Source organism: Variovorax sp. GW531-E2 (genome assembly GCF_059423125.1).
The window spans coordinates 67,812-91,029 of record NZ_JBWKXQ010000022.1 but is presented as its reverse complement, the minus strand read 5'-3'; the positions used below and the strand labels follow the sequence as shown (position 1 = coordinate 91,029).

Annotated in this window: 20 protein-coding genes; 9 read left to right on the top strand and 11 right to left on the bottom strand. The window is 70.7% G+C overall.

Going from position 1 to position 23,218, the window contains the following annotated elements:
• Positions 1 to 151 precede the first annotated feature (151 nt).
• From AC07XP_RS15260 to AC07XP_RS15245, 4 genes are all read left to right on the top strand, one after another.
• The gene (locus AC07XP_RS15260) at positions 152 to 604 is read left to right on the top strand and encodes a MarR family winged helix-turn-helix transcriptional regulator (protein ID WP_095950280.1); all 453 of its coding nucleotides are present in this window, start codon (positions 152 to 154) and stop codon (positions 602 to 604) included.
• Positions 605 to 679: 75 nt separating this feature from the next.
• Positions 680 to 1,105, top strand: a complete 426-nt coding sequence (locus tag AC07XP_RS15255; protein WP_062481095.1) for an organic hydroperoxide resistance protein — start codon at positions 680 to 682, stop codon at positions 1,103 to 1,105.
• 189 nt (positions 1,106 to 1,294) lie between these two features.
• On the top strand, positions 1,295 to 2,413 hold the full coding sequence (locus AC07XP_RS15250; RefSeq protein ID WP_095950337.1) for a DUF2855 family protein: 1,119 nt from the start codon (positions 1,295 to 1,297) through the stop codon (positions 2,411 to 2,413).
• 33 nt (positions 2,414 to 2,446) lie between these two features.
• Entirely contained in the window at positions 2,447 to 3,490 is a 1,044-nt protein-coding gene (locus tag AC07XP_RS15245; RefSeq protein ID WP_070063054.1) for a serine/threonine protein kinase, read from the top strand.
• Here AC07XP_RS15245 and AC07XP_RS15240 read toward each other — a convergent pair whose 3' ends face one another.
• Entirely contained in the window at positions 3,491 to 4,387 is an 897-nt protein-coding gene (locus tag AC07XP_RS15240) for a LysR family transcriptional regulator (protein ID WP_495265156.1), read from the bottom strand.
• 90 nt (positions 4,388 to 4,477) lie between these two features.
• Here AC07XP_RS15240 and AC07XP_RS15235 point away from each other — a divergent pair, with 90 nt between their 5' ends.
• From AC07XP_RS15235 to AC07XP_RS15215, 5 genes are read left to right on the top strand one after another with little or no spacing between them, the layout of a single operon-like run.
• Positions 4,478 to 6,187 carry an acyl-CoA dehydrogenase family protein gene (locus tag AC07XP_RS15235; RefSeq protein WP_495265155.1) on the top strand — a complete coding sequence of 570 codons (1,710 nt, stop codon included), beginning with the start codon at positions 4,478 to 4,480 and terminating at the stop codon, positions 6,185 to 6,187.
• 34 nt (positions 6,188 to 6,221) lie between these two features.
• Positions 6,222 to 7,211, top strand: a complete 990-nt coding sequence (locus AC07XP_RS15230; protein ID WP_495265154.1) for a Bug family tripartite tricarboxylate transporter substrate binding protein — start codon at positions 6,222 to 6,224, stop codon at positions 7,209 to 7,211.
• Between the two features lie 37 nt (positions 7,212 to 7,248).
• Complete coding sequence (locus tag AC07XP_RS15225) at positions 7,249 to 8,217, top strand: tripartite tricarboxylate transporter substrate binding protein (protein ID WP_495265153.1); 969 nt, start codon at positions 7,249 to 7,251, stop codon at positions 8,215 to 8,217.
• 16 nt (positions 8,218 to 8,233) lie between these two features.
• Entirely contained in the window at positions 8,234 to 8,680 is a 447-nt protein-coding gene (locus AC07XP_RS15220) for a PaaI family thioesterase (protein ID WP_489061123.1), read from the top strand.
• Positions 8,677 to 9,828: a CaiB/BaiF CoA transferase family protein gene (locus AC07XP_RS15215; RefSeq protein ID WP_495265152.1), complete on the top strand. Its 1,152-nt coding sequence runs from the start codon at positions 8,677 to 8,679 to the stop codon at positions 9,826 to 9,828. Before AC07XP_RS15220 ends, AC07XP_RS15215 begins: the two co-directional genes overlap by 4 nt.
• A gap of 12 nt (positions 9,829 to 9,840) precedes the next feature.
• On the opposite strand, the gene AC07XP_RS15210 is transcribed toward AC07XP_RS15215, so the two are convergent.
• From AC07XP_RS15210 to AC07XP_RS15165, 10 genes are all read right to left on the bottom strand, one after another.
• Positions 9,841 to 10,830 (bottom strand): Bug family tripartite tricarboxylate transporter substrate binding protein, encoded by a 990-nt coding sequence (locus AC07XP_RS15210; RefSeq protein WP_495265151.1) that lies wholly within the window; start codon positions 10,828 to 10,830, stop codon positions 9,841 to 9,843.
• Positions 10,827 to 12,032, bottom strand: coding sequence for a VWA domain-containing protein (locus AC07XP_RS15205; protein WP_492683632.1), 1,206 nt, complete (start codon positions 12,030 to 12,032; stop codon positions 10,827 to 10,829). The genes AC07XP_RS15210 and AC07XP_RS15205 overlap by 4 nt, the downstream gene beginning before the upstream one ends.
• Positions 12,029 to 14,377: a DUF5682 family protein gene (locus AC07XP_RS15200; RefSeq protein WP_495265150.1), complete on the bottom strand. Its 2,349-nt coding sequence runs from the start codon at positions 14,375 to 14,377 to the stop codon at positions 12,029 to 12,031. Before AC07XP_RS15200 ends, AC07XP_RS15205 begins: the two co-directional genes overlap by 4 nt.
• Before the next feature lie 13 nt (positions 14,378 to 14,390).
• Positions 14,391 to 15,470 (bottom strand): AAA family ATPase, encoded by a 1,080-nt coding sequence (locus tag AC07XP_RS15195; protein ID WP_495265149.1) that lies wholly within the window; start codon positions 15,468 to 15,470, stop codon positions 14,391 to 14,393.
• The gene (locus AC07XP_RS15190; protein ID WP_495265148.1) at positions 15,467 to 17,029 is read right to left on the bottom strand and encodes a DUF5691 domain-containing protein; all 1,563 of its coding nucleotides are present in this window, start codon (positions 17,027 to 17,029) and stop codon (positions 15,467 to 15,469) included. Before AC07XP_RS15190 ends, AC07XP_RS15195 begins: the two co-directional genes overlap by 4 nt.
• Positions 17,026 to 18,372, bottom strand: coding sequence for an SWIM zinc finger family protein (locus AC07XP_RS15185; RefSeq protein ID WP_495265147.1), 1,347 nt, complete (start codon positions 18,370 to 18,372; stop codon positions 17,026 to 17,028). Before AC07XP_RS15185 ends, AC07XP_RS15190 begins: the two co-directional genes overlap by 4 nt.
• A gap of 58 nt (positions 18,373 to 18,430) precedes the next feature.
• A complete protein-coding gene (locus AC07XP_RS15180) occupies positions 18,431 to 18,994 on the bottom strand; it encodes a hypothetical protein (RefSeq protein ID WP_495265146.1) in 564 nt (187 codons plus the stop codon).
• Positions 18,991 to 21,027: a molecular chaperone HtpG gene (gene htpG / locus AC07XP_RS15175; RefSeq protein ID WP_495265145.1), complete on the bottom strand. Its 2,037-nt coding sequence runs from the start codon at positions 21,025 to 21,027 to the stop codon at positions 18,991 to 18,993. Before htpG ends, AC07XP_RS15180 begins: the two co-directional genes overlap by 4 nt.
• A 158-nt stretch (positions 21,028 to 21,185) precedes the next feature.
• Positions 21,186 to 22,235, bottom strand: coding sequence for an ABC transporter substrate-binding protein (locus tag AC07XP_RS15170; protein WP_495265144.1), 1,050 nt, complete (start codon positions 22,233 to 22,235; stop codon positions 21,186 to 21,188).
• A gap of 57 nt (positions 22,236 to 22,292) precedes the next feature.
• Complete coding sequence (locus tag AC07XP_RS15165; RefSeq protein WP_495265143.1) at positions 22,293 to 23,201, bottom strand: LysR substrate-binding domain-containing protein; 909 nt, start codon at positions 23,199 to 23,201, stop codon at positions 22,293 to 22,295.
• Positions 23,202 to 23,218 lie beyond the last annotated feature (17 nt).

Genomic DNA, 23,218 nt, shown 5'->3' with positions numbered 1-23,218 from the left:
CTTTTCTTTGCTTACTTTCTTTTGGCGAAGCAAAAGAAAGTGAGTCGCCCGCCGGGGCGAGTCCCGGCCTCGGGAAGCAAAACGACCACCACCCCAAGTCACCCAAAACAACTACATTGCACACAATTCAATTGCGAACTACAATTCCCCCATGCCAACGAAACCCAACACAGACGACCTGCTCAAGCTAGACAACCAGCTCTGCTTCGCCGTCTACTCCGCCTCCTTGGCAATGACCCGTCTCTACAAGCCGTTGCTAGAAAAGCTCCAGCTCACCTACCCCCAATACCTCGTGATGCTCGCCCTCTGGGAGCAAGACGGCCCCACCGTCTCCGCCCTCGGCGAGCGTCTCTCTTTAGATTCCGGCACCCTCACCCCGCTGCTAAAACGCCTCGAAGCCAACGGCTACGTAGCCCGAGTCCGCGACGTCGCAGACGAGCGCCGCGTCCACATCACGCTCACCACCGCAGGCCGCAAGCTCAAGTCCCGTGCCGCCAACGTCCCCGAGTGCCTCATGGCCGCCGCCGAATGCTCCGTCCCCGAGCTGATCGCCCTCACGCAGCAGATCCAGACCCTGCGCGACCGCATCCGCAAAGCCGCCTGACCCACACAAACACTGAGTTCTCCCCGGCCTCCCCAGGAAGCCCTTTCACCACCCCCAAGCCCAAAGGAAATCACCATGACCACCAAGCTCGACAAAGTTCTCTACACCGCAGAAGCCCACACCGTCGGCGGCCGTGACGGCGCCGGCAAGTCCAGCGACGGCGCCATCGACGTCAAGCTGAGCTCGCCCGGCTCGGGCAAGCCCGGCACCAACCCCGAGCAGCTGTTCGCGGTCGGCTACGCCGCCTGCTTCATCGGCGCCATGAAGGCCGTCGGCCCGAAGATCAGCGTCAAGGTGCCGGAAGAAGTCGCCATCGACTCGAAGGTCTCCCTCGGCCCGACGAACGGCGGCGCGGCCTACGGCATCTCGGTGCAGCTGGCGATCTCGCTGCCCGGCCTCGACGACGCACAGAAGAAGCTGCTGGTCGACACGGCTCACCAGGTCTGCCCCTACTCGAACGCAACGCGCGGCAACATCGACGTGGAACTCACCATCGTCTGATTCCGCTCTGACGGTTTCACGGAAAAAAGCGCCCCGGCCCCAAGCCCGGGCGCTTTTTTCATGTCTGTCTCACGGGTGACGCCGAAACGCACGCCGAGATAGCGCCTTTCACCAAGCTTGGCTAATGTGGCCGCACGTCTCGCCCGTCCCGCCACCCGTCTTCAACACACACCCGTGGAGATCGACCCCATGAGCACCACCCACCTCCTGATCCGCAAAGACCAGCTGGCCACCACGCGCCTGCACACCGACACCTCCGACCGGCCGCTGGCCGACGGCCAGGTGCGCGTGCGCATCGACAGCTTTGCGCTCACCTCCAACAACATCACCTACGCCGCCTTCGGCGATGCGATGAGCTACTGGCAGTTCTTTCCCTCCGAGGAAGAAGGCTGGGGCAGCATCCCGGTGTGGGGCTTCGCGAGCGTGGTGCAGTCGCAGCACCCGGGCGTGGCCGTGGGCGAACGGATCTACGGCTACTGGCCGATGTCCACGAGCGCGGTGCTCAGCCCCGACCGGCTCTCGCCCTCGCGCTTCACCGACGCGGCGGCGCACCGCGCCGAGCTGCCCGCGGTCTACAACCAGTACTTCCGCTGCAACGCCGACCCGCTGTACACCACCGACACCGAAGACCTGCAGGCGCTGCTGCGCCCGCTGTTCATCACCTCGTGGCTGATCGACGACTTCATGGCCGACAACGACTTCTTCGGCGCCACCACCATGCTGCTGTCGAGCGCGTCGAGCAAGACGGCCTACGGCACGGCCTTCCAGCTGCACCAGCGCGACGGCATCGAGGTGGTCGGCCTCACCTCGCCCGCCAACGTGGCCTTCTGCCAGAGCCTGGGCTGCTACGACCGCGTGGTGACCTACGACGCGCTGGACACCATCGCGGCCGACACCCCGTGCGTGTACATCGACTTCGCCGGCAACGGCGAGCTGCGCACCGCGATCCACGAGCGCTTCACGAACCTGAAGTACAGCAGCTCGATCGGCGGCACGCACGTGGAGCAGCTCGCCGCCAAGGGCGCGGGCAAGAGCCTGACCGGCCCGCGCGCCACGCTGTTCTTCGCGCCGGCGCAGATCAAGAAGCGCACCACCGAATGGGGCGCCGACGAGTTCGGGCGGCGCATGGTGGCCGCGTGGCACCGCTTCCTGGCCACGGTGACCGACACCAGCAACCCCTGGCTGCACACCGAGCACCACCACGGCGGCGAGGCGGTGCAGGCCGCCTACGCACAGGTGCTGGCCGGAAAGGGCGACCCGCGCACCGGCCACATCCTTTCGCTTTACAAACAAGCGGGCGCTCGCTGACCCGCACGGGGCCCATGTGGCGACAATCGCCGCATGACCCCTTCTTCTGTCGCGCCCGCGAACACCCATCCTTACGAGAGCCTCACGCCCGACGTGGTGCTCGACGCGCTCGCGACACTCGGCCTGCACGGCGACGGCCGGCTCACCGGCCTGAACTCCTATGAAAACCGGGTCTACCAGGTCTACCTGGAAGACCCGAACCCGCACCCGGCCGTGGTGCTCAAGTTCTACCGCCCCGGCCGCTGGAGCGAGGCCGAGATCCTCGAAGAGCACGCCTTCTCGCTCGAACTGGCCGCCGGCGAGGTGCCGGCCGTGCCGCCGCTGGCCTTCGACGGCAAGACGCTGCACCACCACGCCGGCTTTGCCTTCAGCGTGAGCCCCTACCGCGGCGGGCGCGCGCCCGAGCTGGACAACTTCGAGGTGCTCGAATGGGTGGGCCGCTTCCTGGCGCGCATCCACACGGTGGGCAGTGCCAAACCCTTCGAGGCCCGCCCCGCGCTCGACCTGCAGACCTTCGGCCTGGACTCGCGCGACTGGCTGCTCGAGAACGACAAGATCCCGCTCGACATGCAGCGCGACTGGGAAAAAATCTGCAACGAGGCGCTGGACATGGTTCGCGCCACCGCCCTGGCGCTGCAGCCGCCGGCCTCCGACTTCAAGCCCCGCAAGCTGCGCCTGCACGGCGACGTGCACCCCGGCAACATCCTGTGGACGCCCACCGACCGCCCCGGCGGCGGCCCGCACTTCGTCGACCTGGACGACGCGCGCACGGGCTTCGCGGTGCAAGACCTGTGGATGCTGCTGTCGGGCGACCGCGCGCAACGCACGGCGCAGCTGTCGGGCCTGCTCGACGGCTACGAGCAGTTCCGCGAATTCGACCGCCGCGAGCTGGCGCTCATCGAGCCGCTGCGCACCTTGCGGCTCATCCACTACAGCGCCTGGCTGGCGCGCCGCTGGGAAGACCCGATCTTCCCGATCAACTTCCCGTGGTTCGGCTCCAGCGACTACTGGAAGGGCCAGATCCTCGTGCTGGAAGACCAGTGCGAGCAGATGGCCGAGGAACCGCTCTACGCGTGATCACTGAGCGGCGTTCGCGGCCAGGCTCTGCGCCACGCCTTCGAGCAGCCGCTCGACCAGCACATTGACCGGCCCGGCGCGCCACACGCCATAGGCCTCCGACTGCGCCACCGCGCGGTCGAGCGGGCGGAACACCGCGCCGCGCAGCGCCGAGTGCCGCATCGCCTGCGGCACCAGCGCCACGCCCATGCCCTGCGACACCAGCGACACCACGGCCAGCCAGTGCCGCACCTCGTGGCGCACCTCGGGCAGGAAGCCCGCGTCGGCGCAGATCGACAGGATGCGCTCGTGGTAATCGGGTGAGGCCTCGCGCGAGAACAGCACGAAGGGCTGCGCACGCAGGTCGGCCGGCGCCAGCACGCGCTTGCGCGCCAGCGCATGGCCCGCGGGCAGGCAGGCCACGAAGGGCTCCGACAGCAGCAGCCGGTGCTGCAGCTCGGCCGGCATGCGGCTGGTGTGGACAAAGCCCAGGTCGAGCCGGTCGTGCAGCAGCTCGGCGATCTGCACGCCGGAGTTGAGTTCGCTGAGCGTGATGCGCACCGCCGGATGCCGCGCCTGGAACGCCCGCAGCGCGGGCGGCAGGCCGCGGTAGAGCATGGCGCCCACGAAGCCGATGCGCAGCCGGCCTGCCGAACCGGTGGCCACGTCGCGCGCCTCCAGCGCGGCCTCTTCGGCCTGCAGCAGCACGCGCCGCGCCGACACGCGCAGCGCCTCGCCCGCGGGCGTGAGCCGCACCTCCTTGCTGTTGCGCTCGAACAGGCGCGCGCCCACCGAGTCTTCGAGCTGGCGGATCGCCACCGACAGCGGCGGCTGCGAAATGGCCAGCCGCCGCGCGGCGCGCCCGAAGTGCAGCTCTTCGGCGAGCACGGAGAAGTAGCGCAGGTGCCGCAGTTCCATGAATAGCTAAATCAAATCGTACAAGACCAAATCAATATTAGACACGGATCATTGCCAACTCAACAATGCGGCGAACCAGGAGACGCCCGCATGCCCACACCCGCTGCTTCCGCTGCCACAGCCGCCGCGCACCCGATCCCCGATCGCCACGGCCAGAACCTCTTCACCACCGACACCGAGCTGCACACGCTGCTCGCGCTGTACCTGCCCGAAGCCCTGCGCACCCACATGCGCCCGCACTTCGAGCGCCTGGGCGGCCTGGCAGGCGGCCTGCTGGACGACCTGGCCGGCACCGCCGACCGCAACCCGCCCACGCTGAAGCAGCGCACGCGCACCGGCATCGACGAGCAGAAGGTCATCAAGCACCCGGCCTATGTCGAGATGGAGCGCCTGGCGCTCAGCGAGTTCGGCCTGGCCGCCATCTCGCACCGCGACGAGACGCTGGGCTGGAGCGGCAAGATGCCGCCGCTGGTCAAGTACGTGCTGACCTACCTCTTCGTGCAGGCCGAGTTCGGCCTGTGCTGCCCGGTCTCGATGACCGACTCGCTCACGCGCACGCTGAAGAAGTTCGGCGCGCCCGAGCTGGTCGCCAAGTACCTGCCGCGCCTGACCTCGCTCGACTTCGACGAGCTCGCGCAGGGCGCGATGTTCATGACCGAGCAGGCCGCCGGCTCCGACATCGCCGCCACCGCCACCACCGCGCAGCGCCAGGCCGACGGCAGCTGGCGCCTGGCCGGCGACAAGTGGTTCTGCTCCAACCCCGACGCTGGCTTTGCGATGGTGCTGGCGCGCGCCGACGACGCGCCCGCGGGCATGAAGGGCGTGTCGCTGTTCCTGCTCCCGCGCGAACTCGACGACGGCAGCCTCAACCATTACCGCATCATCCGGCTCAAGGACAAGCTGGGCACGCGCTCGATGGCCAGCGGCGAGATCCGCCTCGAAGGCGCCGTGGCCTACCTCGTGGGCGAGGAAGGCCGCGGCTTCCAGCAGATGGCCGACATGGTCAACAACTCGCGCCTGTCCAACGGCGTGCGTTCCGCCGGCCTGATGCGCCGCGCGGTGGCCGAGGCCGAGTACATCGCCTCCGAGCGCCGCGCCTTCGGCCGCGCGCTCGAACAGATGCCGCTCATGCAGCGCCAGCTCGACAAGCTGCGCGTGCCGTCCGAGCAGGCCCGCACCATGGTCTGCCAGACCGCGCAGGCGCTGGCGCGCTCCGACGCCGGCGAGCCCGAGGCGTATGCGCTGCTGCGCATCCTCACGCCGCTCATCAAGTTCCGCGCGTGCCGCGATGCGCGCCAGGTCACGGGCGACGCGATGGAAGTGCGCGGCGGCTGCGGCTACATCGAGGAATGGAGCGACCCGCGCCTCGTGCGCGACGCGCACCTGGGATCGATCTGGGAAGGCACCAGCAACATCGTCGCGCTCGACGTGATCCGCGCCGTGAAGCGCGAAGGCTCGCTGCCCGTGCTGCGCGCGCACGTCGAGAAGCTGATCGGCGACGCCACCGGACTCACGCCGGCCTTCGCCGCCGCGCTGCGCGACACGATGGCACGCGCCTGCGCCCTGGCCGAGACCGCCGCGCGCGAAGGCGGCGACGTGCTCGCGCGCCAGGCCGCCTCGGCGCTGTACCACTGCACCAGCGCCGCCGCGATGGCCTGGGAGGCCTCGGCCGGCGGCTCCGCCGCGCGCCTGCGCTGGGCCCAGCTGGTGCTGCTGCACCGCGTGCTGCCGCGCGATCCGCTGGCGCCCGACGCACTGCCCGCCGACTGGCACGCCGCGCTGGTGCGCACGGCCGCCTGAGCCCCTTTTTCGAGAACAACGGAGACAAGACCCCATGCGACAACGACTCAGCCTCCTCCTCGGCACCGCCTGCGCCGCGCTGCTGCTGGCAGCCACGCCCACCGCGCAGGCCCAGCCCGGCGCCTTCCCGACCAAGCCCATGACGCTGGTCGTGCCCTTCCCGCCCGGCGGCCCGACCGACGCGATGGCGCGCACGCTGGCCGCCGAGCTGCGCGACAAGCTCGGCCAGCCCATGATCGTGGAGAACCGCGCGGGCGCGGGCGGCAACATCGGCGCCGACTACGTGGCACGCGCCGAGGCCGACGGCCACACGCTGCTGTTCGGCACCTCGGGCCCGCTGGCCATCAACGTGAGCCTGTACCGCAAGATCAGCTACGACCCGACCAGGAGCTTCGCGCCCGTGATCCAGGTCGGCTACCTGCCGAACATCCTGGTGGTGAACCCGGCCCTGCCGGTGAAGAACGTGGCCGAGCTGGTCGCCTACGCCAAGGCCAACCCGGGCAAGCTCAGCTACGCCTCGTCGGGCAACGGCGCGTCGTCGCACCTGGCGGGTGTGCTGTTCAACTCGGTGGCCGGCACCGACCTGCTGCACGTGCCCTACAAGGGCACCGGCCCGGCGCTCAACGACCTGCTGGGCAACCAGGTCAGCATGACCTTCACCGACATCCTCACCGCGCTGCCCTACGTCAAGGCCGGCAAGCTGCGCGCACTCGGCGTGGCCACCTCGGCCCGCTCGCAGGCGCTGCCCGAGGTGCCGACCATCACCGAGCAGCTGCACAAGCCCTACGACGTGAGCGTGTTCTTCGGCATCGTCGCGCCCGCCGGCACGCCGCCCGACCGCGTGACCAAGCTCAACCACGCGTTCGCCGAGGTGCTCAACTCGCCGAAGGTCAAGCAGATGTTCGCCGCGCAGGGCCTGGAAGCCACGGCGGACACCTCGCCGCAGAAGCTCGCGCAGTTCATCGGCAGCGAAACGGCCAAGTGGAAGGACGTGGTGAAGAAGTCCGGCGCGCAGCTCGACTGACCGCCGCGACGCACAAGAAAAACAAGGAGACAAGAAGATGAAAACGCAACGGCTGTCACGCCTGCTCGCCCTCGCCGCGCTGTTCACCGCAGCCGGCGCCGCCACCGCAGAGACCTACCCGCAACGCCCCGTCACGCTGATCGTTCCGTATGCCGCGGGCGGCCCCACCGACCAGCACCTGCGCGCCGTGGCAGAAGAAGCCGGCAAGGCCCTCGGCCAGCCCGTGGTGCTCGACAACCGCCCCGGCGCGAGCGGCACCAACGGCGCCGCCGCGCTGGTGCGCGCCACGCCCGACGGCTACACGCTGGCCGTGCTGCCGGCCTCGGTGTACCGCGAGCCCTTCATCAACAAGGTGGCCTTCGACCCCGCGCGCAGCTTCTCGTACGTGGTGATGCTGTCCGACTACACCTTCGGCCTCGCGGTGAAGGCCGACGCGCCGTGGAAGACCTGGCAGGATTTCGCGGCCGATGCCGCGCGCCGCCCCGGCAAGCTGAATGTCGGCGCCACCGGTGCGGTGGGCACGCCGCGCATCGTGATGGACGAAGCCGCCGAGATGGCGAAGGTCCAGCTCAACATGGTGCCCTTCAAGGGCGACGCCGAAGTCACCAACGCCATCCTCGGCGGCCACATCGATGCCGCGCCGCTGTCGGGCGTGGCCGTGCCCCACATCGACGCCGGCAAGATGCGCTACCTCGTGATGCTCACGCCGCAGCGCGTCAAGCGCTACCCGCAGGTGCCCACGCTGCGCGAACAGGGCGTGGACGCGGTCATCGATTCGCCCTACGGCATCGCCGGCCCCGCCGGCATGGACCCGGCCCGCGTGAAGACCGTGCACGACGCCTTCCGCAAGGCGCTGGCATCGCCCGCCGGCCTGCGCGTGCTGGAGCAGCTGAACCAGCAGGCCAACGCGATGGACCCCGAGCAGTACCGCCGTTACGCGCTGGCCACCACCGCGCGCGAGAAGGAGCGCGTGGCGCGCCTGCGCCAGCGCGGCCTGCTCGACTGACCACGGAGTGCGCCGCATGCAGGACCCCGCTTTCATCGACGAGCCGCCCGGCGTGCTGTTCGGCCTGCCCATGCCGATGGCGCGCGCCTTCGCGCTGCGCGGCGAGGCCATCGGCGACGAGCGCGCGCGCGTGCGCATGCCCTACAGCGCCGACCACACCAACAGCCGCGGCGACGTGCACGGCGGCGCGATCGCCGTGCTGTTCGACTGCGCACTCTCCAGCGCCGTGCGCTCGCACGCGCCCACGGCCTTCGGCGTGGTCACCGTCGACATCACAGTGCACTACACCGCGCCCTGCGCCGGCGACGTGATCGCCACCGCCGTGTGCGAGCGGCGCGGCCGTGCGATGTGCTTCGCGCGCGGCGAGGCGCGCAACGCCGACGGCGAGTTGCTCGCGCTGGCCACCGGCACCTTCAAGCTGGTGCCGCGCACCGCTCCCTCTTCTTCCGAGTCCACCCCATGACCACCGCTTCCCCTTCGACCGGCGCCCTCGCGGGCATCCGCGTGCTCGACATCTCGCGCATCCTCGGTGGCCCGTACTGCGGCCAGATCCTCGGCGACCACGGCGCCGACGTGCTCAAGGTCGAGCCACCGCAGGGCGACGACACGCGCACCTGGGGCCCGCCCTTCAAGGAAGGCGTGGCCTCGTACTACCACGGGCTGAACCGCAACAAGCGCGTGCAGCACCTGGACTTCTCGACCGAGGAAGGCCGCGAGGCGCTGCTGGCGCTGGTGGCCGAGGCCGACGTGCTGATCGAGAACTTCAAGACCGGCACGATGGAGCGCTGGGGCATCGGCTACGAGGCGCTGTCGCAGCGCTTTCCGCGCCTGGTGTGGTGCCGCGTGTCGGGCTTCGGCGCCGACGGCCCGCTGGGCGCGCTGCCGGGCTACGACGCCGCCGTGCAGGCCATGACCGGCATCATGAGCATCAACGGCGAAGCCGACGGCGGCCCGCTGCGCGTGGGCCTGCCGGTGGTCGACATGGTGACCGGGCTCAACGCGGTGATCGGTGTGCTGCTCGCGCTGCAGGAGCGCAACCGCAGCGGACGCGGCCAGTTCGTGGAGGCGGCGCTGTACGACAGCGGCCTCTCGCTGCTGCACCCGCACGCGGCCAACTGGTTCATGGACGGCACGGCGCCGCGCCGCACCGGCAACGCGCACCCCAACATCTACCCCTACGACGCGCTGGCCACGGGCACCGACCCCATCTTCGTGGCCGTGGGCAACGACCGCCAGTTCGCGAGCTTCTGCCGCTGCATCGGCCTGCCCGCGCTGGCCGACGACCCGCTGTACCGCACCGCCGGCGCGCGCTCGGTGAACCGCGACGGCCTCAAGCAGCAGCTCGAAGCCGCGCTCGCCGCCTTCGACGGCCGCACGCTGGTCGACCAGCTGATGGCCGCCGGCGTGCCCGCCGCGCCCGTGCTGCCGGTGGCGGCCGCGCTGCAGCACCCGCACACGCTGCACCGCGAGATGGTGGTGGAGATGGAAGGCGGCTACCGCGGCATCGGCGCGCCCGTGAAGCTCAGCCGCACGCCGGCCAGCTACCGCCATGCGCCGCTGACGCCGGGCGAGACCTTCCTGCCCAACGACGACGACACAGCTGCGCGCTGATCTGTCGCGCGCTCAATCGAGCGAGAGCTTGAGCGCGCGGATCAGCGGATGCCAGCGCGCCGACTCGCGCGCCAGCAGGGTCTCGAACTCGGCCGGCGTGCCGCCCACCGGCTCGACGCCGGCCTCGGCGAGGCGGCGCTGCACCACCGGGTTGTGCAGGGCGCTGGCCACCGCGCGCTGCAGCCGCGCCACCACCTCGGGCGGCGTTCCGGCCGGTGCCACGAGGCCGTGGAAGATCGCGGCCTCGACCTTCGGCAAACCCAGTTCCGCGAAGGTCGGCACGCCCGGCAGCGGCTCCAGGCGCGCGGGGTTCGCCACCGCCAGCACGCGCAGCCGGCCGCCCTGGATGAAGCGGCGCGCCGTGGCGAGTTCGCCCATCGCGAACGGCAACTGGCCACCCGCCACCTCGACCAGCGCCGGCCCGGCGCTGCGGTACGGCACATGCACCATCTCCAGCCCCGCTTCGCGCGCCAGCAGTTCCATCGCGAGGTGCTGCGCGCTGCCGTTGCCGGCCGACGCAAAACTGAAGCGGCCCGGAAAGGCGCGCGCGTCCTCGATGAAGGCACGTGCATCGCGCACGCCGCTGGCCGGGCCGACCAGCAGCACCATCGGCAGTCGCACCAGCTGTGTGACCGGCGTGAAATCGCGCGACGGGCTGTAGCTCAGGCTGCGGTACAGCGCCGGGTTGAACACCAGCATGCCGTTGTCGGCCGACAGCACGGTGTGGCCGTCGGCCGGTGCGCGCGCGGCCTCGAGGGCGGCGAGCGCGGTGTTGCCGCCCGGCCGGTTCTCGATCTGCACCGGCTGGCCCGTGTCGATGGTGAGCTGGGCACCGATGGCGCGCGCGACGACGTCGGCGATCGCGCCCGTGGGGAAAGGCACGATCCAGCGGATCGGCCGCGCGGTGTCGTCGGAGGGCTGCGCCCAGGCCGTGCCGGCCACCAGACCCAGCAGCGCAGCCAGCCGCCGTCGCTTCAGGTCGGGCAGGCGGCGCGGCGTCACGGGGCGGCCCGGCTGGTCTTCAGGCCCTGCCCCGCGGCCCAGGTCGACACGTCCTCGCGCTTGATGGCGGCAGCCATGAGGCCCGGGAACGCATCGGGCGTGCAGGCGAACGAGGGCACGCCCAGCGCCGCGAGCTTGGCGGCCAGGTCGCGGTCGTACGAGGGCGCGCCCTCGTCGCTGAGCGCCAGCAGCGCGATGAACTGCACGCCGGCCTCCACCAGCTGGTGGGCGCGGCGCAGCAGGCCGTCTTCCACGCCGCCTTCGTACAGGTCGGAGATCAGGATCAGGATGGTGTTGCGCGGCTCGCGCACCAGCGTCTGGCAGTAGCCCACGGCGCCGTTGATGTCGGTGCCACCGCCCAGCTGCACGCCGAACAGCAGGTCGACCGGGTCTTGCAGCTGCTCGGTCATGTCGACCACGGCGGTGTCGAACACCACCAGCTTGGTCGACACCGCCGGCAGGCTCGCCATCACCGCGCCGAAGATGCTCGAATAGACCACCGACGCGGCCATGGAGCCGCTCTGGTCGATGCACAAAATCACTTCGCGCTGCGGCTGGCGCGCCTTGCGCCCGTAGCCCACCAGCGTCTGCGGCACCACGGTGCGGTACTCGGGCTGCCAGTGGCGCAGGTTGGCGCGGATGGTGCGGTGCCAGTCGATCTCCGAGTGGCGCGGGCGGCGGTTGCGCTGGCTGCGGTTGAGCGCGCCGCTCACGGCGCTGCGCATCGGCTCCTCGAGCTTCTTCATGAGCTCGTCGACCACCTTGCGCACCACGGCGCGCGCCGTGTCCTTGGTGCCGGCCGGAATCACACTCGCCAGCGCGACGAGGTTGGCCACCAGGTGCACGTCGGGCTGCGCGTTCTCGAGCATCTCGGGCTGCAGCAGCATCTGGCGCAGGTTGAGGCGCTCCATCGCGTCGCGCTGCATCACCTGCACCACCTGGCTCGGAAAGTACTTGCGGATGTCGCCGAGCCAGCGCGCCACGCTGGGCGCCGAATCGCCGCGGCCGCCGCGCTGCCCGCCCTGGCCCAGGCCGCGCCGGCCGTCGGCCTCGTAGAGCGCGGCCAGCGCCTGGTCGATCTCGCGCACGCGGCCTTCGATGGCGCCGCAACTCGCGTTGGCTTCGCTGCCGAGCACGAGGCGCCAGCGTTGCAGGCGGTCGGTGGGCGGCAGGGTCTCGTCTTCCATCGGGTTCGCGCTCATGCCTTCACTCCCAGCAGTTCCCGCAGCAGCGGCAGCGCGAGCACCGCGCGTGATTCGTCCCAGTCGGTGGCAGCCACCGCCGATGGCAAGGTGCCGCCAACGGCGCCGCGTTTCGCGCGTTCGCCGAGCGCGCGCCGGTCGGCGCCCGAGAAGTCCGCGAAGCTGCGCCGCACCAGCGGCAGCACCTGCACGAAGTGCTCTTCGCCGAGCCCCGCGAGCCAGCCGTCGACCAGCGACCACACGGCATCGTCGTGCAGCAGCACCATCGCGTTGCGGTTGAGAAAGCCTTCGAGCCAGGCCGCCGCATCGGTGGGCGGCGCGCCGGCCGAGAGGTTGCGCGCGAGTTGCTGCGAGGCGCCGTCGCTGTCGATCTGCGCATCGTCGAGCAGCAGCCGGCAGCTCACGCCGCGCAGCAGCGGCGCGCCGGTTTCGCCGAAGGCGATGGCGCGCAGCGCGTTGCGCCAGGCGGTGGTCGTTTCTTCGCCGTCGCGCAGGCGCACCGCATCGTGCGCGCCGATGAGGCGGGTGCGCAGCGACTCGGCGGCTTCGGCGTCGAGCGCGCCGCAGGCGATCGGCAGGCCGATGGCGCCGCGCACGATGAGGCTGTCGAGCACGTGCGAGAGCAGCGCGCTGTCGGTCTGGCGCACGCTGCCGTAGCGGAACACGTTGGCCAGCGGCGGCACGGCGCCGATGAGCTGCACGGCGTCGCCGGTGAGCGCGGCGCGGTCTTCGAGCGCGCGGGTCACGGCCTGCACGGCCACGGGCAGGTCGGCCAGCAGCACGGTGTCGACCTGCTCGGCCAGTGCGGTGAGCGAGGTCTCGGCCGCGAGCCCTTCCATCACGCGCGCGCTGGCGGCATGCGCCACGGTCGCGCCGAAGCGGCTGGCCTCGATGACGCGCAGCGCGAACTCGGGCTGCCACTGCAGCTGCCACACCTCGTGGAAGGTGCCGCGGCTCGCGCGCTGGCCGGCCGTGACCTCGCCCCACGGCAGGTCGAGCAGGCGCAGCCGGTGCAGCAGGTGGCTGCGCGCCAGGTCGTTGGGCTGGCGCAGGTCGAGGTCGAGCGTCTTGGCGGTGGCCTCGGGCTTCAGGCGCAGGCTCTTCTGCGCCTGTTCGAGGTCGCGCTGCAGCGGCACGGTGGGCACGTCGGCCGGCACCTGGCCCATGCGGTCGCCGACCGTGAGGCGTTCGCGGATGAGCGTGAGCGGCGCCTGCTCGCCCATGCAGATCACGCTGCGCACGGCCTCGTCGAGCTCGGGCAGGCCGGGCGCGGGGCGCTCGCGCAGCGCGGCCAGCGTGTCGGCCAGGCGCGTGGCCTCGATGAGGTGGGCAGAGGAACAGTCGAGGTCGTGCTCGCGCAGCAGCCGCGCGACGCGCGCGAGCCAGCCGGTGCTGCGCCCCGCCACTTCGTGCCCCTGCTGCCACAGGTGTTCGTACCAGCCCGGCGAATCGATGCCCGCGCCGTAGCCGCTGGCGCTCGTGAGGTGCCGGTACGTCCACGGCACCCAGGTCGCGAGCACCTTGAGCTTGGGCAGGCCCTTGAGCAGCGCGGCATCGGCCTTGGCGGTGGCCGCGCCCTGCAGCGCGGGCACGTGCCAGGCACCGCAGACGACGGCGATGCGCTGGTGGCCGGCCTTGACGGCCTCGCGGATCGATTGCCGCATGAAGGCTTCGCGCCGCTGCTCGCGTTCCATCGCGCGCACGCCGCGCCGGTCTTCGGGCGTTTCGGCGCGCACGGCGGCCATGGCTTCGGCGATGGCGCCGAACAGGTCTTCGCCGTCGCCGCGTTCCTCGACCATGTGGTTCCACCAGCTCTCGCCGTCGGCATAGCCGGCGGCGTGGGCGAGCCAGTCGAAGGGGTCGTCGGGCAGCGTGTTGGCGGCCTGTTCTTCCTCGGGGGCTTCGACCGTTTCGGCGACGGGCACCGTGTCGGTCTCGTCATCGCCGAGTGGTGTGTCTTCAGGCTCTGCGGCCTTGGCCTCGTCGGCCGCGCGCGCGGCCTGCTCGATCGCCATGCGGTGCGCCTGCGGCAGGTCGATGAAGCGCGTGGGCACGCCGCGTGCGGCGCCCCATTGCAGCGCCTGCCATTCGGGCGAGAAGGTGGCGAAGGGATAGAACGCGGCCAGGCCGGTGTCCTCGCTCGCGTGGATCAGCACCGCCACCGGCGGTTGCAGGTCGGCATGCGCCAGGAAGGACAGCAGCGGCTCGGCCTCGGGCGGGCCCTCGACGAGGATGCAGTCGGGCTGCAGCGACTCGAAGGCGCGCAGCAGGCTGCGCGCACAGCCGGGGCCGTGGTGGCGGATGCCGAAGTAGTGCAGCGGCGAAGGCGCCGCGCTCGTGCTCATGCGCCGGCTCGCGTCAGAGTTGTTCGCGGCAGGCGCGGTACAGGTCCTTCCAGTCGGCCCGTTCCTTGACGACGGTCTCCAGGTATTCCTTCCACACCACCTGGTCCTGCACCGGGTCCTTGATGACCGCGCCGATCAGGCCCGAGGCCACGTCGACCGAGCGCAGCACGCCGTCGCCGAAGTGGCCGGCCAGCGCCATGCCGCTGTTGATGACCGAGATGGCTTCGGCGGTCGAGAGCGTCGACGTGGGTGACTTGATGCGCGTCTTGCCGTCTTCGGTCTGGCCGTTGCGCAGCTCGCGGAAGATCTGCACCACGCGGCGCACTTCCTGCAGCGCGGGCGGCTCGGCCGGCAGCGCGAGCGCGCGGCCCAGCTCGCCGACGCGCTTGACGACGATCTGCACTTCCTCGGCCTCGCTCGACGGCACGGGCAGCACCACGGTGTTGAAGCGGCGCTTGAGCGCGCTCGACAGTTCGTTCACGCCCTTGTCGCGGTTGTTGGCGGTGGCAATCACCGAGAAGCCGCGCGTGGCCTGCACCTCGGTGCCGAGCTCGGGCACGGGCAGCGTCTTTTCCGACAGCACGGTGATCAGCGAGTCCTGCACGTCGGCCGGGATGCGCGTGAGTTCTTCGACGCGCGCGATCTTGCCCAGGCGCATGGCGTGCACCAGCGGGCTCGGCACCAGCGCCTTCTCGGACGGGCCATGGGCCAGCAGCTCGGCGTAGTTCCAGCCGTAGCGCAGCTGCTCTTCGCTGGTGCCGGCGGTGCCCTGGATCAGCATCGTCGAGTCGCCGCTCACGGCGGCGGCCAGGTGCTCCGACACCCACGACTTGGCCGTGCCCGGCACGCCGTACAGCAGCAGCGCGCGGTCGGTGGCGAGCGTGGACACAGCGATTTCCATCAGCCGCGAATTGCCGATGTACTTGGGGCTGACCTCGAAGCCGTTGGCCAGCTTGCCGCCCATCAGGTAGGTGAGCACGGCCCAGGGCGAGAGCTTCCAGTTGGCCGGGCGCTGGCGGTCGTCGACCTTCTGGAGCGCTTCGAGTTCTTCGGCGAATTGCTGTTCGGCATGCTGGCGCAGGACATTGCTCATGGACGGCCTTGGGAAGAGGTTGAAAGTGATGAAGAGGAAGAAGATGAAGGAAGCATGGCGACCAGCCGGCGCGCACGCACGATGCGCGCGGTGTCGGCCAGTGCGTTGGCGAGGCCGGGGCTTTCCTCGGCCGCGCGCGGCAGATCGGCCAGCAGCGCCAGTGCATCGAGGTGCAGCAGCGCGGCGGCGGTGCCGAGCACCTGGCGCAGCACGTAGTCGTTGACGAGGTCGCCGCGCTCGACGCGCATGCGCAGCGCCTGGGCGATGCGCAGCGACAGCGCGGCCGACGGCGTGTCGCCGGGCGCGCTGGCCTGGTCGGCGAACGCGACGACGTCCTGCACGCCCTGGCCGGCATCGCCGAGCTGCGTCGCCCAGTGGCGCTCGCGACGCTCGCGCGGCAGCAGCGCCAGCAGCGGGCCCACGCCGCCGCGGTGGGCGCGCGGGCGATCGAGCAGCGCGTCGCACCAGTCGAAATCGGGCGCGGCCAGCACGGCCTCGTTCCAGCCGCGCAGCAGCGCGTCGTGCCAGTCGCCCTTGGCGGCCCAGTCGAGCAGTGCAGCGGGTGTCAGGCCGGTGCGCGCGGTCCACCACGCAAGCGGCATCTGGCGCACCAGTTGGTAGAGCCACCACGCGCGCTCGCCGAGGCTGTCGTGCGTGGGGCGCGCGGCGTCGATGGCGTCGTCCTTCCAGCGCGGGTCGGCGACCTCGGGGGCGTTGAGTTGCCACGTCGCGCCTTGCGACGACAGCAGCGGCGCGAGGAAGGCTTCGACGCGCCGCACATGCGCGCTGGCCGGCAGGCGCTGCAGCAGCTCGACCACGGTCTGGCGCACGTCGCGCGCACGGTCTTTCAGCTGGGCTTCGAGCAGCGCTTCGTCGTCGGGGCCGAGGTTCTCGGCCAGTGCGCCGAGCAGCTCGGCGCGCTCCTTGGCGGGCAGCTGCGGCAGCTCGGCGGCGAGGCGTTCGCGCGCGCCGGCCGGGTCGTCGCGGCGTTGCTCGGCCAGCACGGCGCGGCGCTGGTCGATGCTGCCTTCGTCCCAGCGGGTCTGGGTGTCAGCCTGCGCGCTGGCGCCGACGGCGTAGCGCCAGTCGTCGTTGCGCGCGGCCAGCCAGCGCCCGCGTTCGCCGAGCGCGAGGACGACGGCGGGACGCAGCGCAGTGTCGCGGCGGCCGGCATCGAGCGCGGCGGGCAGCAGGCTGGGCGGCAGGCGCCAGCCGGCAGCGGCGAGTACCGCTAGCACTTCGTGCTGCAGGCGCTGCGGGCCGCTGGCGAGTGCATCGGCGATCACGGCGAGCAAGGCGGGGTCGCCGAGCGCGGGGCAGGTGTCGTTGGCGGCGGGCGGTGCGTCGTCGGCCGGCAGGCCCGGTGCAACGAAGCCCGCGCGGCGGCCCACGGCCACGGCGCCCGCGACGCGCAGCAGCAGGCCCTGCGCGGTGTCGGTGGGTTGTTGCAGTGCTTGAAGCAGCGCGCCGAAATCGCCGGCCATGCCGTCGGCGGCCGGCACGGGTTGGCGTGCAGTGCCGACAAGCGCGGTCTGCAGCAAGGTGTTCCAGTGGCTCATGCGCGCGCTCCGCTCAAGGTCCAGACGGGTGTTCCACCCTCAGCCGCCCACGCGGTGAGCGGCGCGAAGTGTTCGCCGTCCCATTCGCCGAACACGCGCAGCGGCGCGCCGCCCGAATGCGCCAGCAGCTGCCAGGCTTCGGCCGCGGCCAGCTGCATCGGCAGGGCCTGCGACGCGGCGCCCAGGCGCAGCCACCACTGGTCGCCGTGCCGCGCGGGCACGGCATCGGCCCACACCAGGGGCAGCAGCGGCTGCCACGGGTTGGCCGCGATCTGTTGGGCCATGCGTTGCCATTCGCCGGTTTCGTCGGGGGCGGCGACCGGCGCGGCGGTCGATGCGGCCTCGGCCGGCAGCTCGGCCACCACCGCGCGCTGCGAGGCGTGGCCGGGATAGAAGCACAGCACGGCCGCGCGTTCGCTGCCGCTGACCCAGCCGGTCTCGAAGCCGCGTCCGCCGTGCGAGTAGTCGAGCAGCAGCGCGCGGCGTCCGCTCGCGCGGCCTTGCAGCCACACATGGCGCTCGACGAGTTTGGTGTCACGCTCGTCGAGGCACTGGCCCAGCACGAGCCAGTGGTCGCTCACGCGTTCGCCGTCGGCCAGCAGCGCCTCGCGGTCCTGCGGCCAGCCGAGCGCGGCGCGCAGGTCGGCGCGCGTGGCGGGCGAGAGGCTGTCGCGGCGCGGCACCGCATCGACGATCAGTTGCAGCCGGCCCAGCCGGTCGAGCAGCCGCGCGGGCCAGCCCTCGCCGGCGCCGATCAGCTCGGCCGCCTGCGTGATGCGCTGGCCAAGCCCCGGCGCCTGCGCATCGACCATGCGCGCGGCCATGGCGGCCCAGCCTTCGGCCTGCTCGCTGCCAAGCGCGGCCAGGCCACGCTGGGTCTGGTCGTCGAGCCAGCGCGCGAGCTCCTGCACGCCGGCCTCGATGCGCTTCCAGCGCTGCGCGTCGCGCTTGGCGGCCGCGGCGGGATCGGGCGCGGCCGCGGGTTCGGCGGCGCGGGCTTCTTTCTTCTCAGCCTTCTCGCGGCGCGAGGCGAGCCAGTCGGCCACCCACGGCGGCGGCGCGCCGGCGGTGAAGCTGGCTTCGCTCTGCGCGCGCAGCAGCATCAGCGCCAGGCCGTGCTTGCAGGGGAACTTGCGGCTCGGGCAGGAGCAGCGAAACACCGGACCCGACAGGTCGACCTGCGTCTGGTAGGGCTTGCTGCCGCTGCCCTGGCATTCGCCCCAGACGGCGTCGTCGGAATGCCCGAGCGTGGGCCACTTGGCGGGCGCGAGCAGGCCTTTGGCGGCCTTCGCGGAGGCGTCGTCCGGCGCAAGCGCAAGGACGGCTTCGGTACTGAGACTCATGGAAAGGGCAGCCTCGCGCCGGGCCGCGGCGCGGTCAGGGGTGGGAGGGGCGCGACCATCAGGGCGCGATGGGATTGCCGGGCGTGCCTGCTTCGCCGGCCACGACCGCTGTTTTCGCAGCGGGGGCGCGGTAGGACACGCGAGCCGCCGGCACGGGTGCGGCGGCGATCGGTGGTGACGGCTGCGGCGACGGAGCCATGGGCCGCGTGACGCCGGCCTTGGTGACAGTGACGGGCGTGGCGGGCGGTGTGCCGGCAGGCACCACCACGGCCGGCGTCGCTTGCCCGGGCGCTGGCGCCGTCTCGTACGGGTTGTGCAGCACCACGCTCTTGCCGACGCCCACGCCGGTGCCGATCGGCCCGACGCCGACCCCCACACCGACGCTGGCCGAGCCGGTCACGGCGCCGTTGTCGTGCAGCGCCACGCCCGCGCCGAGCGGGCCCCAGCCGGTGTTCAGGCCGACAGAAAAATTGCCGTCCTTGGTGGCACCGAGCCCGAGCGAGAGCCCGGGCACCAGCGGAATGCCGATGTGATAGTGCGAACAGCCGCCCACCAGAAGCAACAGCAGCAGCGCCGAGGTGGCAGCCGCTGCGCGACGAACGATGCGCGGCCGGGCGTTCACACCAGCAGCGCGTTGACGCGCCTCACGTAGGCAGCCGGGTCGGCCGGCAGGCCGCCTTCGGCCAGCAGGGCCTGGTCGAACAGGATGTTCGCGAGGTCGTCGAAATGCGCGGAGCCTTCGAGCTTCTTCACCAGCGGGTGCTCGGCGTTGACTTCGAGCACGGGCTTGAGGTCGGGCGCGGGCTGGCCGGCCTGCTTGAGCATGCGCGCGAGCTGCGTGCTCATGCCGCCGTCTTCCACCACGAGGCAGGCGGGCGAGTCGACCAGGCGCGTGGTCACGCGCACGTCCTCGGCCTTGTCCTTGAGCGCTTCCTTCAGCTTCTCGAGCAGCGGCTTGAACGATTCGGCGGCTTCCTCGGCGGCCTTCTTCTCGGCTTCGTCCTGCAGCTTGCCCAGGTCGACCGCGCCCTTGGCCACGCTCTGCAGCGGCGTGCCGTCGAACTCGTTGAGGTAGTTCAGCGCCCACTCGTCGACGCGGTCGGTCATGAGCAGCACCTCGATGCCCTTCTTCTTGAAGACTTCGAGCTGCGGGCTGTTCTTGGCGGCGGCGAGGTTGTCGGCCGTGATGTAGTAGATGGCGTCCTGGCCGTCCTTCATGCGCGCCTTGTAGTCGGCGAAGCTCACGCTCGCGACGTCGCTCGTGGTGGAGGCAAAGCGCAGCAGCTTGGCGATGCGGTCGCGGTTGCCCATGTCCTCGCCCAGGCCTTCCTTCAGCACCGCGCCGAACTCGGCGTAGAACTTGGCGAACTTGCCCGATTCGTCGGCGTACTCGGCGGCGGCTTCGGCGGCGGGGGTGGTGTTCTTGTCGACCACATCGGTCACGCCTTCGGTCGGCTCGGGGGCGGGCACCGATTCGCCCGAGCCCACGTCGACCTTGCCTTCGCCGCTCTCGGGCGCGGTCTTCTGCTTCCTGGCCAGGTCTTCGAGCATCGACAGCACGCGCTTGGTGCTGCCTTCGCGGATGGCCTTCACGTCGCGGCTTTCCTGCAGCAGCTCGCGGCTCACGTTCAGCGGCAGGTCGGCCGAGTCGATCACGCCCTTCACGAAGCGCAGGTAGTTGGGCAGCAGCGCCTCGGCGTCGTCCATGATGAAGACGCGCTTGACGTACAGCTTGACGCCCGCGCTCTTGTCGCGGTTCCACAGGTCGAACGGAGCCTTGGACGGGATGTACAGCAGCTGCGTGTACTCGGTGCTGCCTTCGACGCGGTTGTGGCTCCAGGCCAGCGGCGCCTCGAAGTCGTGGCTGATGCTCTTGTAGAACTCTTCGTACTGCTCGGCGGTGATGTCCTTTTTGGGGCGGCTCCACAGGGCGTTGGCCTTGTTCACCGTTTCCCACTCGCCGGTCTTCACCATGTCGCCGGGTTGGTCGTTCTCGCCGTCTTTCCACTCTTCCTTTTCCATCAGGATGGGCAGGGAGATGTGGTCGGAGTACTTGCCGACGATCTGCTTGAGCTTCCAGGCGTTGAGGTATTCGTCGGCATCGTCGCGCAGGTGCAGCGTGATGCTGGTGCCGCGCGCGGCGCGCGTGATGTCGGCCACCTCGAAGTCGCCGGCGCCGCCGCTCACCCAGCGCACGCCTTGGTCGGCGGGCAGGCCCGCGCGGCGCGACTCGACCGTGATCTTGTCGGCCACGATGAAGCCCGAATAGAAGCCCACGCCGAACTGGCCGATGAGCTGCGCGTCGGCCTTCTGGTCGCCGCTCAGGCGGCTCATGAAGTCTTTGGTACCACTCTTGGCGATGGTGCCCAGGTTGTCGATGGCTTCCTGGCGCGACAGGCCGATGCCCTTGTCGGTGATGGTGAGGGTGCGCGCGGCCTTGTCGAAGGTCAGGCGCACGTCCAGGTCGGGCTGGTCTTCGTAGAGCGCGGGGTGGTCGAGCGCCTCGAAGCGCAGCTTGTCACACGCGTCGGACGCGTTCGAGATCAGCTCGCGCAGGAAGATTTCCTTGTTGGAGTACAGCGCATGCGTGACGAGGTGCAGCAGTTGCGCGACTTCAGCCTGGAACGGGAGTTTGGTATTGGAGGAATCAGCCATGGGAAAGAAAGGGATCGAAGCCAAAAAATTCTAAGGCGAGCCGCCCGTGGCGGGCGGCGGCCTTGCCAACTTTATGAACTGGGGTTGTCGCGCCAAAAAACAACGAGCGCAAGGCCGCGCGAACTTTGTCACACGGCTGTCGGCTCAGCGCCGCGCTTTCAGCGCGGTTGGGATTCGACTTCGCGCGTCCAGCGGTCGATGAGCCGCTTGCGCTCGGCCGCCTTGCCGTACTTCTCGAAGTCGTACTTGATGAGCTTCACGCTCTCCATCGACGGAATGCGCGGATCGGGCTTGAAGGTCTTGTTGGCCGGCGACTGCAGGCTGCCGGCCTTGGCGCCGATGGACTGGCCCGCGGGGCTCATGAGCCAGTCGTAGTAGCGCTTGGCGTTCTCCTTGTTGCGCGCGCCCTTCACGAGCGCGATGCCGCCGATCTCGAAGCCCGTGCCCTCGCAGGGCGCGGCGGTCTTCACCGGAAATTTGTCGTGCCGCCAGCGCTCGAAGCCGAAGATGAAGCTCACGCCGATCGCCACCTCGCCCTTGGCCACGTTGGGCGCCTGGGCCTGGCCGCTGCGCGTGTAGCTGGTGACGTTCTTGTGCAGCTTCTTCAGGTAGTCGAACGCGGGCTCCTCGCCCATCTGCTGCACCAGGCCCGCGATGACGGTGTAGGCCGTGCCGCTAGTGGCGGGGTGCGAGATTTCGATCTCGCCCTTGTACTCGGGCTTGATGAGGTCGGCCCAGCACTTGGGCTCGGCGAGCTTCTTTTTCTTCAGCAGCTCGGTGTTGAAGCCGAAGCCCATGGCGCTCGTGTAGAAGCCGCCCACCATGTTCTGCGACATGGCGTACTGGCGCACCGACCAGTCGTGCAGGTCGTTGATGTAGGCCGGCCGGTACGGCTCGAGCAGGCCCTGCTCGGCGGCCTGCAGGAACGGGTCGCCGGTGCCGCCCCACCAGAGGTCGGTCTTGGGGTTGGCGGCTTCGGCGCGCAGCTGCGCACCGATTTCGCCGGTGCCCTTGTGGGCCTGCTGCACCTTGATGCCGGTCTCGCGCGTGAAGGCCGTGGCGGCCGCCTCGCACCAGCCCGCGTCGGTGCTGCACAGCGCGTTGACGGTGCCCTGCGCGGCGGCCTGCGACGCCCCGAGCAGGAGCGCCGCGCCCAGGCAGGCGGTGGCCAAGGCACTCACGGTGTGTCGGGGGGCAATGGAAGGCATGCGCAGGTCTCCTCGTTGTTTGAAAGCGCAGGATAGCGCCCGTCGGCGTTCGTGGGCTCAGCGTGTCGCCAGCAGCGGCGGCAAATGCTCCACCAGCCAGTCGATCACCACGCGCGTCTTCAGCGGCAGGTAGCGGCTCGGCGTGCGGATCACGTGCAGCGGAAAACCGAAAGGCTCGGGCTCGTCGAACACGCGCACCAGCGTGCCGGCCGCGAGCGCGTCGGCCGCCAGCCAGGCCGGCAACCGCGCCAGGCCCATGCCGCCGATGGCGGCCTCCAGCAGCACCTCGGCGCTGTCGCAGCGCAACCGCGAGGGCAGCGCGGCCTCCACCTCCGCGTCGCCTTCGCGAAAACGCCAGGGCGAGACCTGCCCGTCGCGGGCGTAGTACACGGCCTCGTGCGGCGCGACCAGTGCCGCAAAGTCGCGCGGATGGCCGCGTTCGGCCAGGTACGCGGGCGCGGCGCACAGCAGCATCCACTGCACGCCGACCGGCCGCGCCACGAGCCCCGCGCTGTCGTCGAGCTCGCCGCTGCGGATGGCCAGGTCGAGCCCCTCTTCCACGAGGTCGACGCGCCGGTCGTTGAAGGCCAGCTCCAGCGACAGCTGCGGATGCTGGCGCGCCAATGCGAGCAGCAGCGGCCCGACCTTGAGCCGCCCCAGCATCGCCGGCATGCTCAGGCGCACGAGGCCGGCGGCCGTGTGGCGCGCGGCGTCGGTGAGCGCCTCGGCCGCCTCCAGCTCGGCCAGCGCGCGACGGCAGCGCTCGTAGTAGCCGTGCCCTTCCTCGGTGAGGCTCTGGCTGCGCGTGGTGCGCAAGAAGAGGCGCGTGTCCAGCCGCGCCTCGAGCCGCGCGACGCTCTTGGCGACGGCCGAACGGGTGACGTGCAGGCGCTGCGCGGCGAGCGCGAAGCTGCCCGCCTCCACCGCCGCGACGAACTCCTCGATGCCTTGCAGGCGTTGGCTCATTGGATACTTTCAAGCAC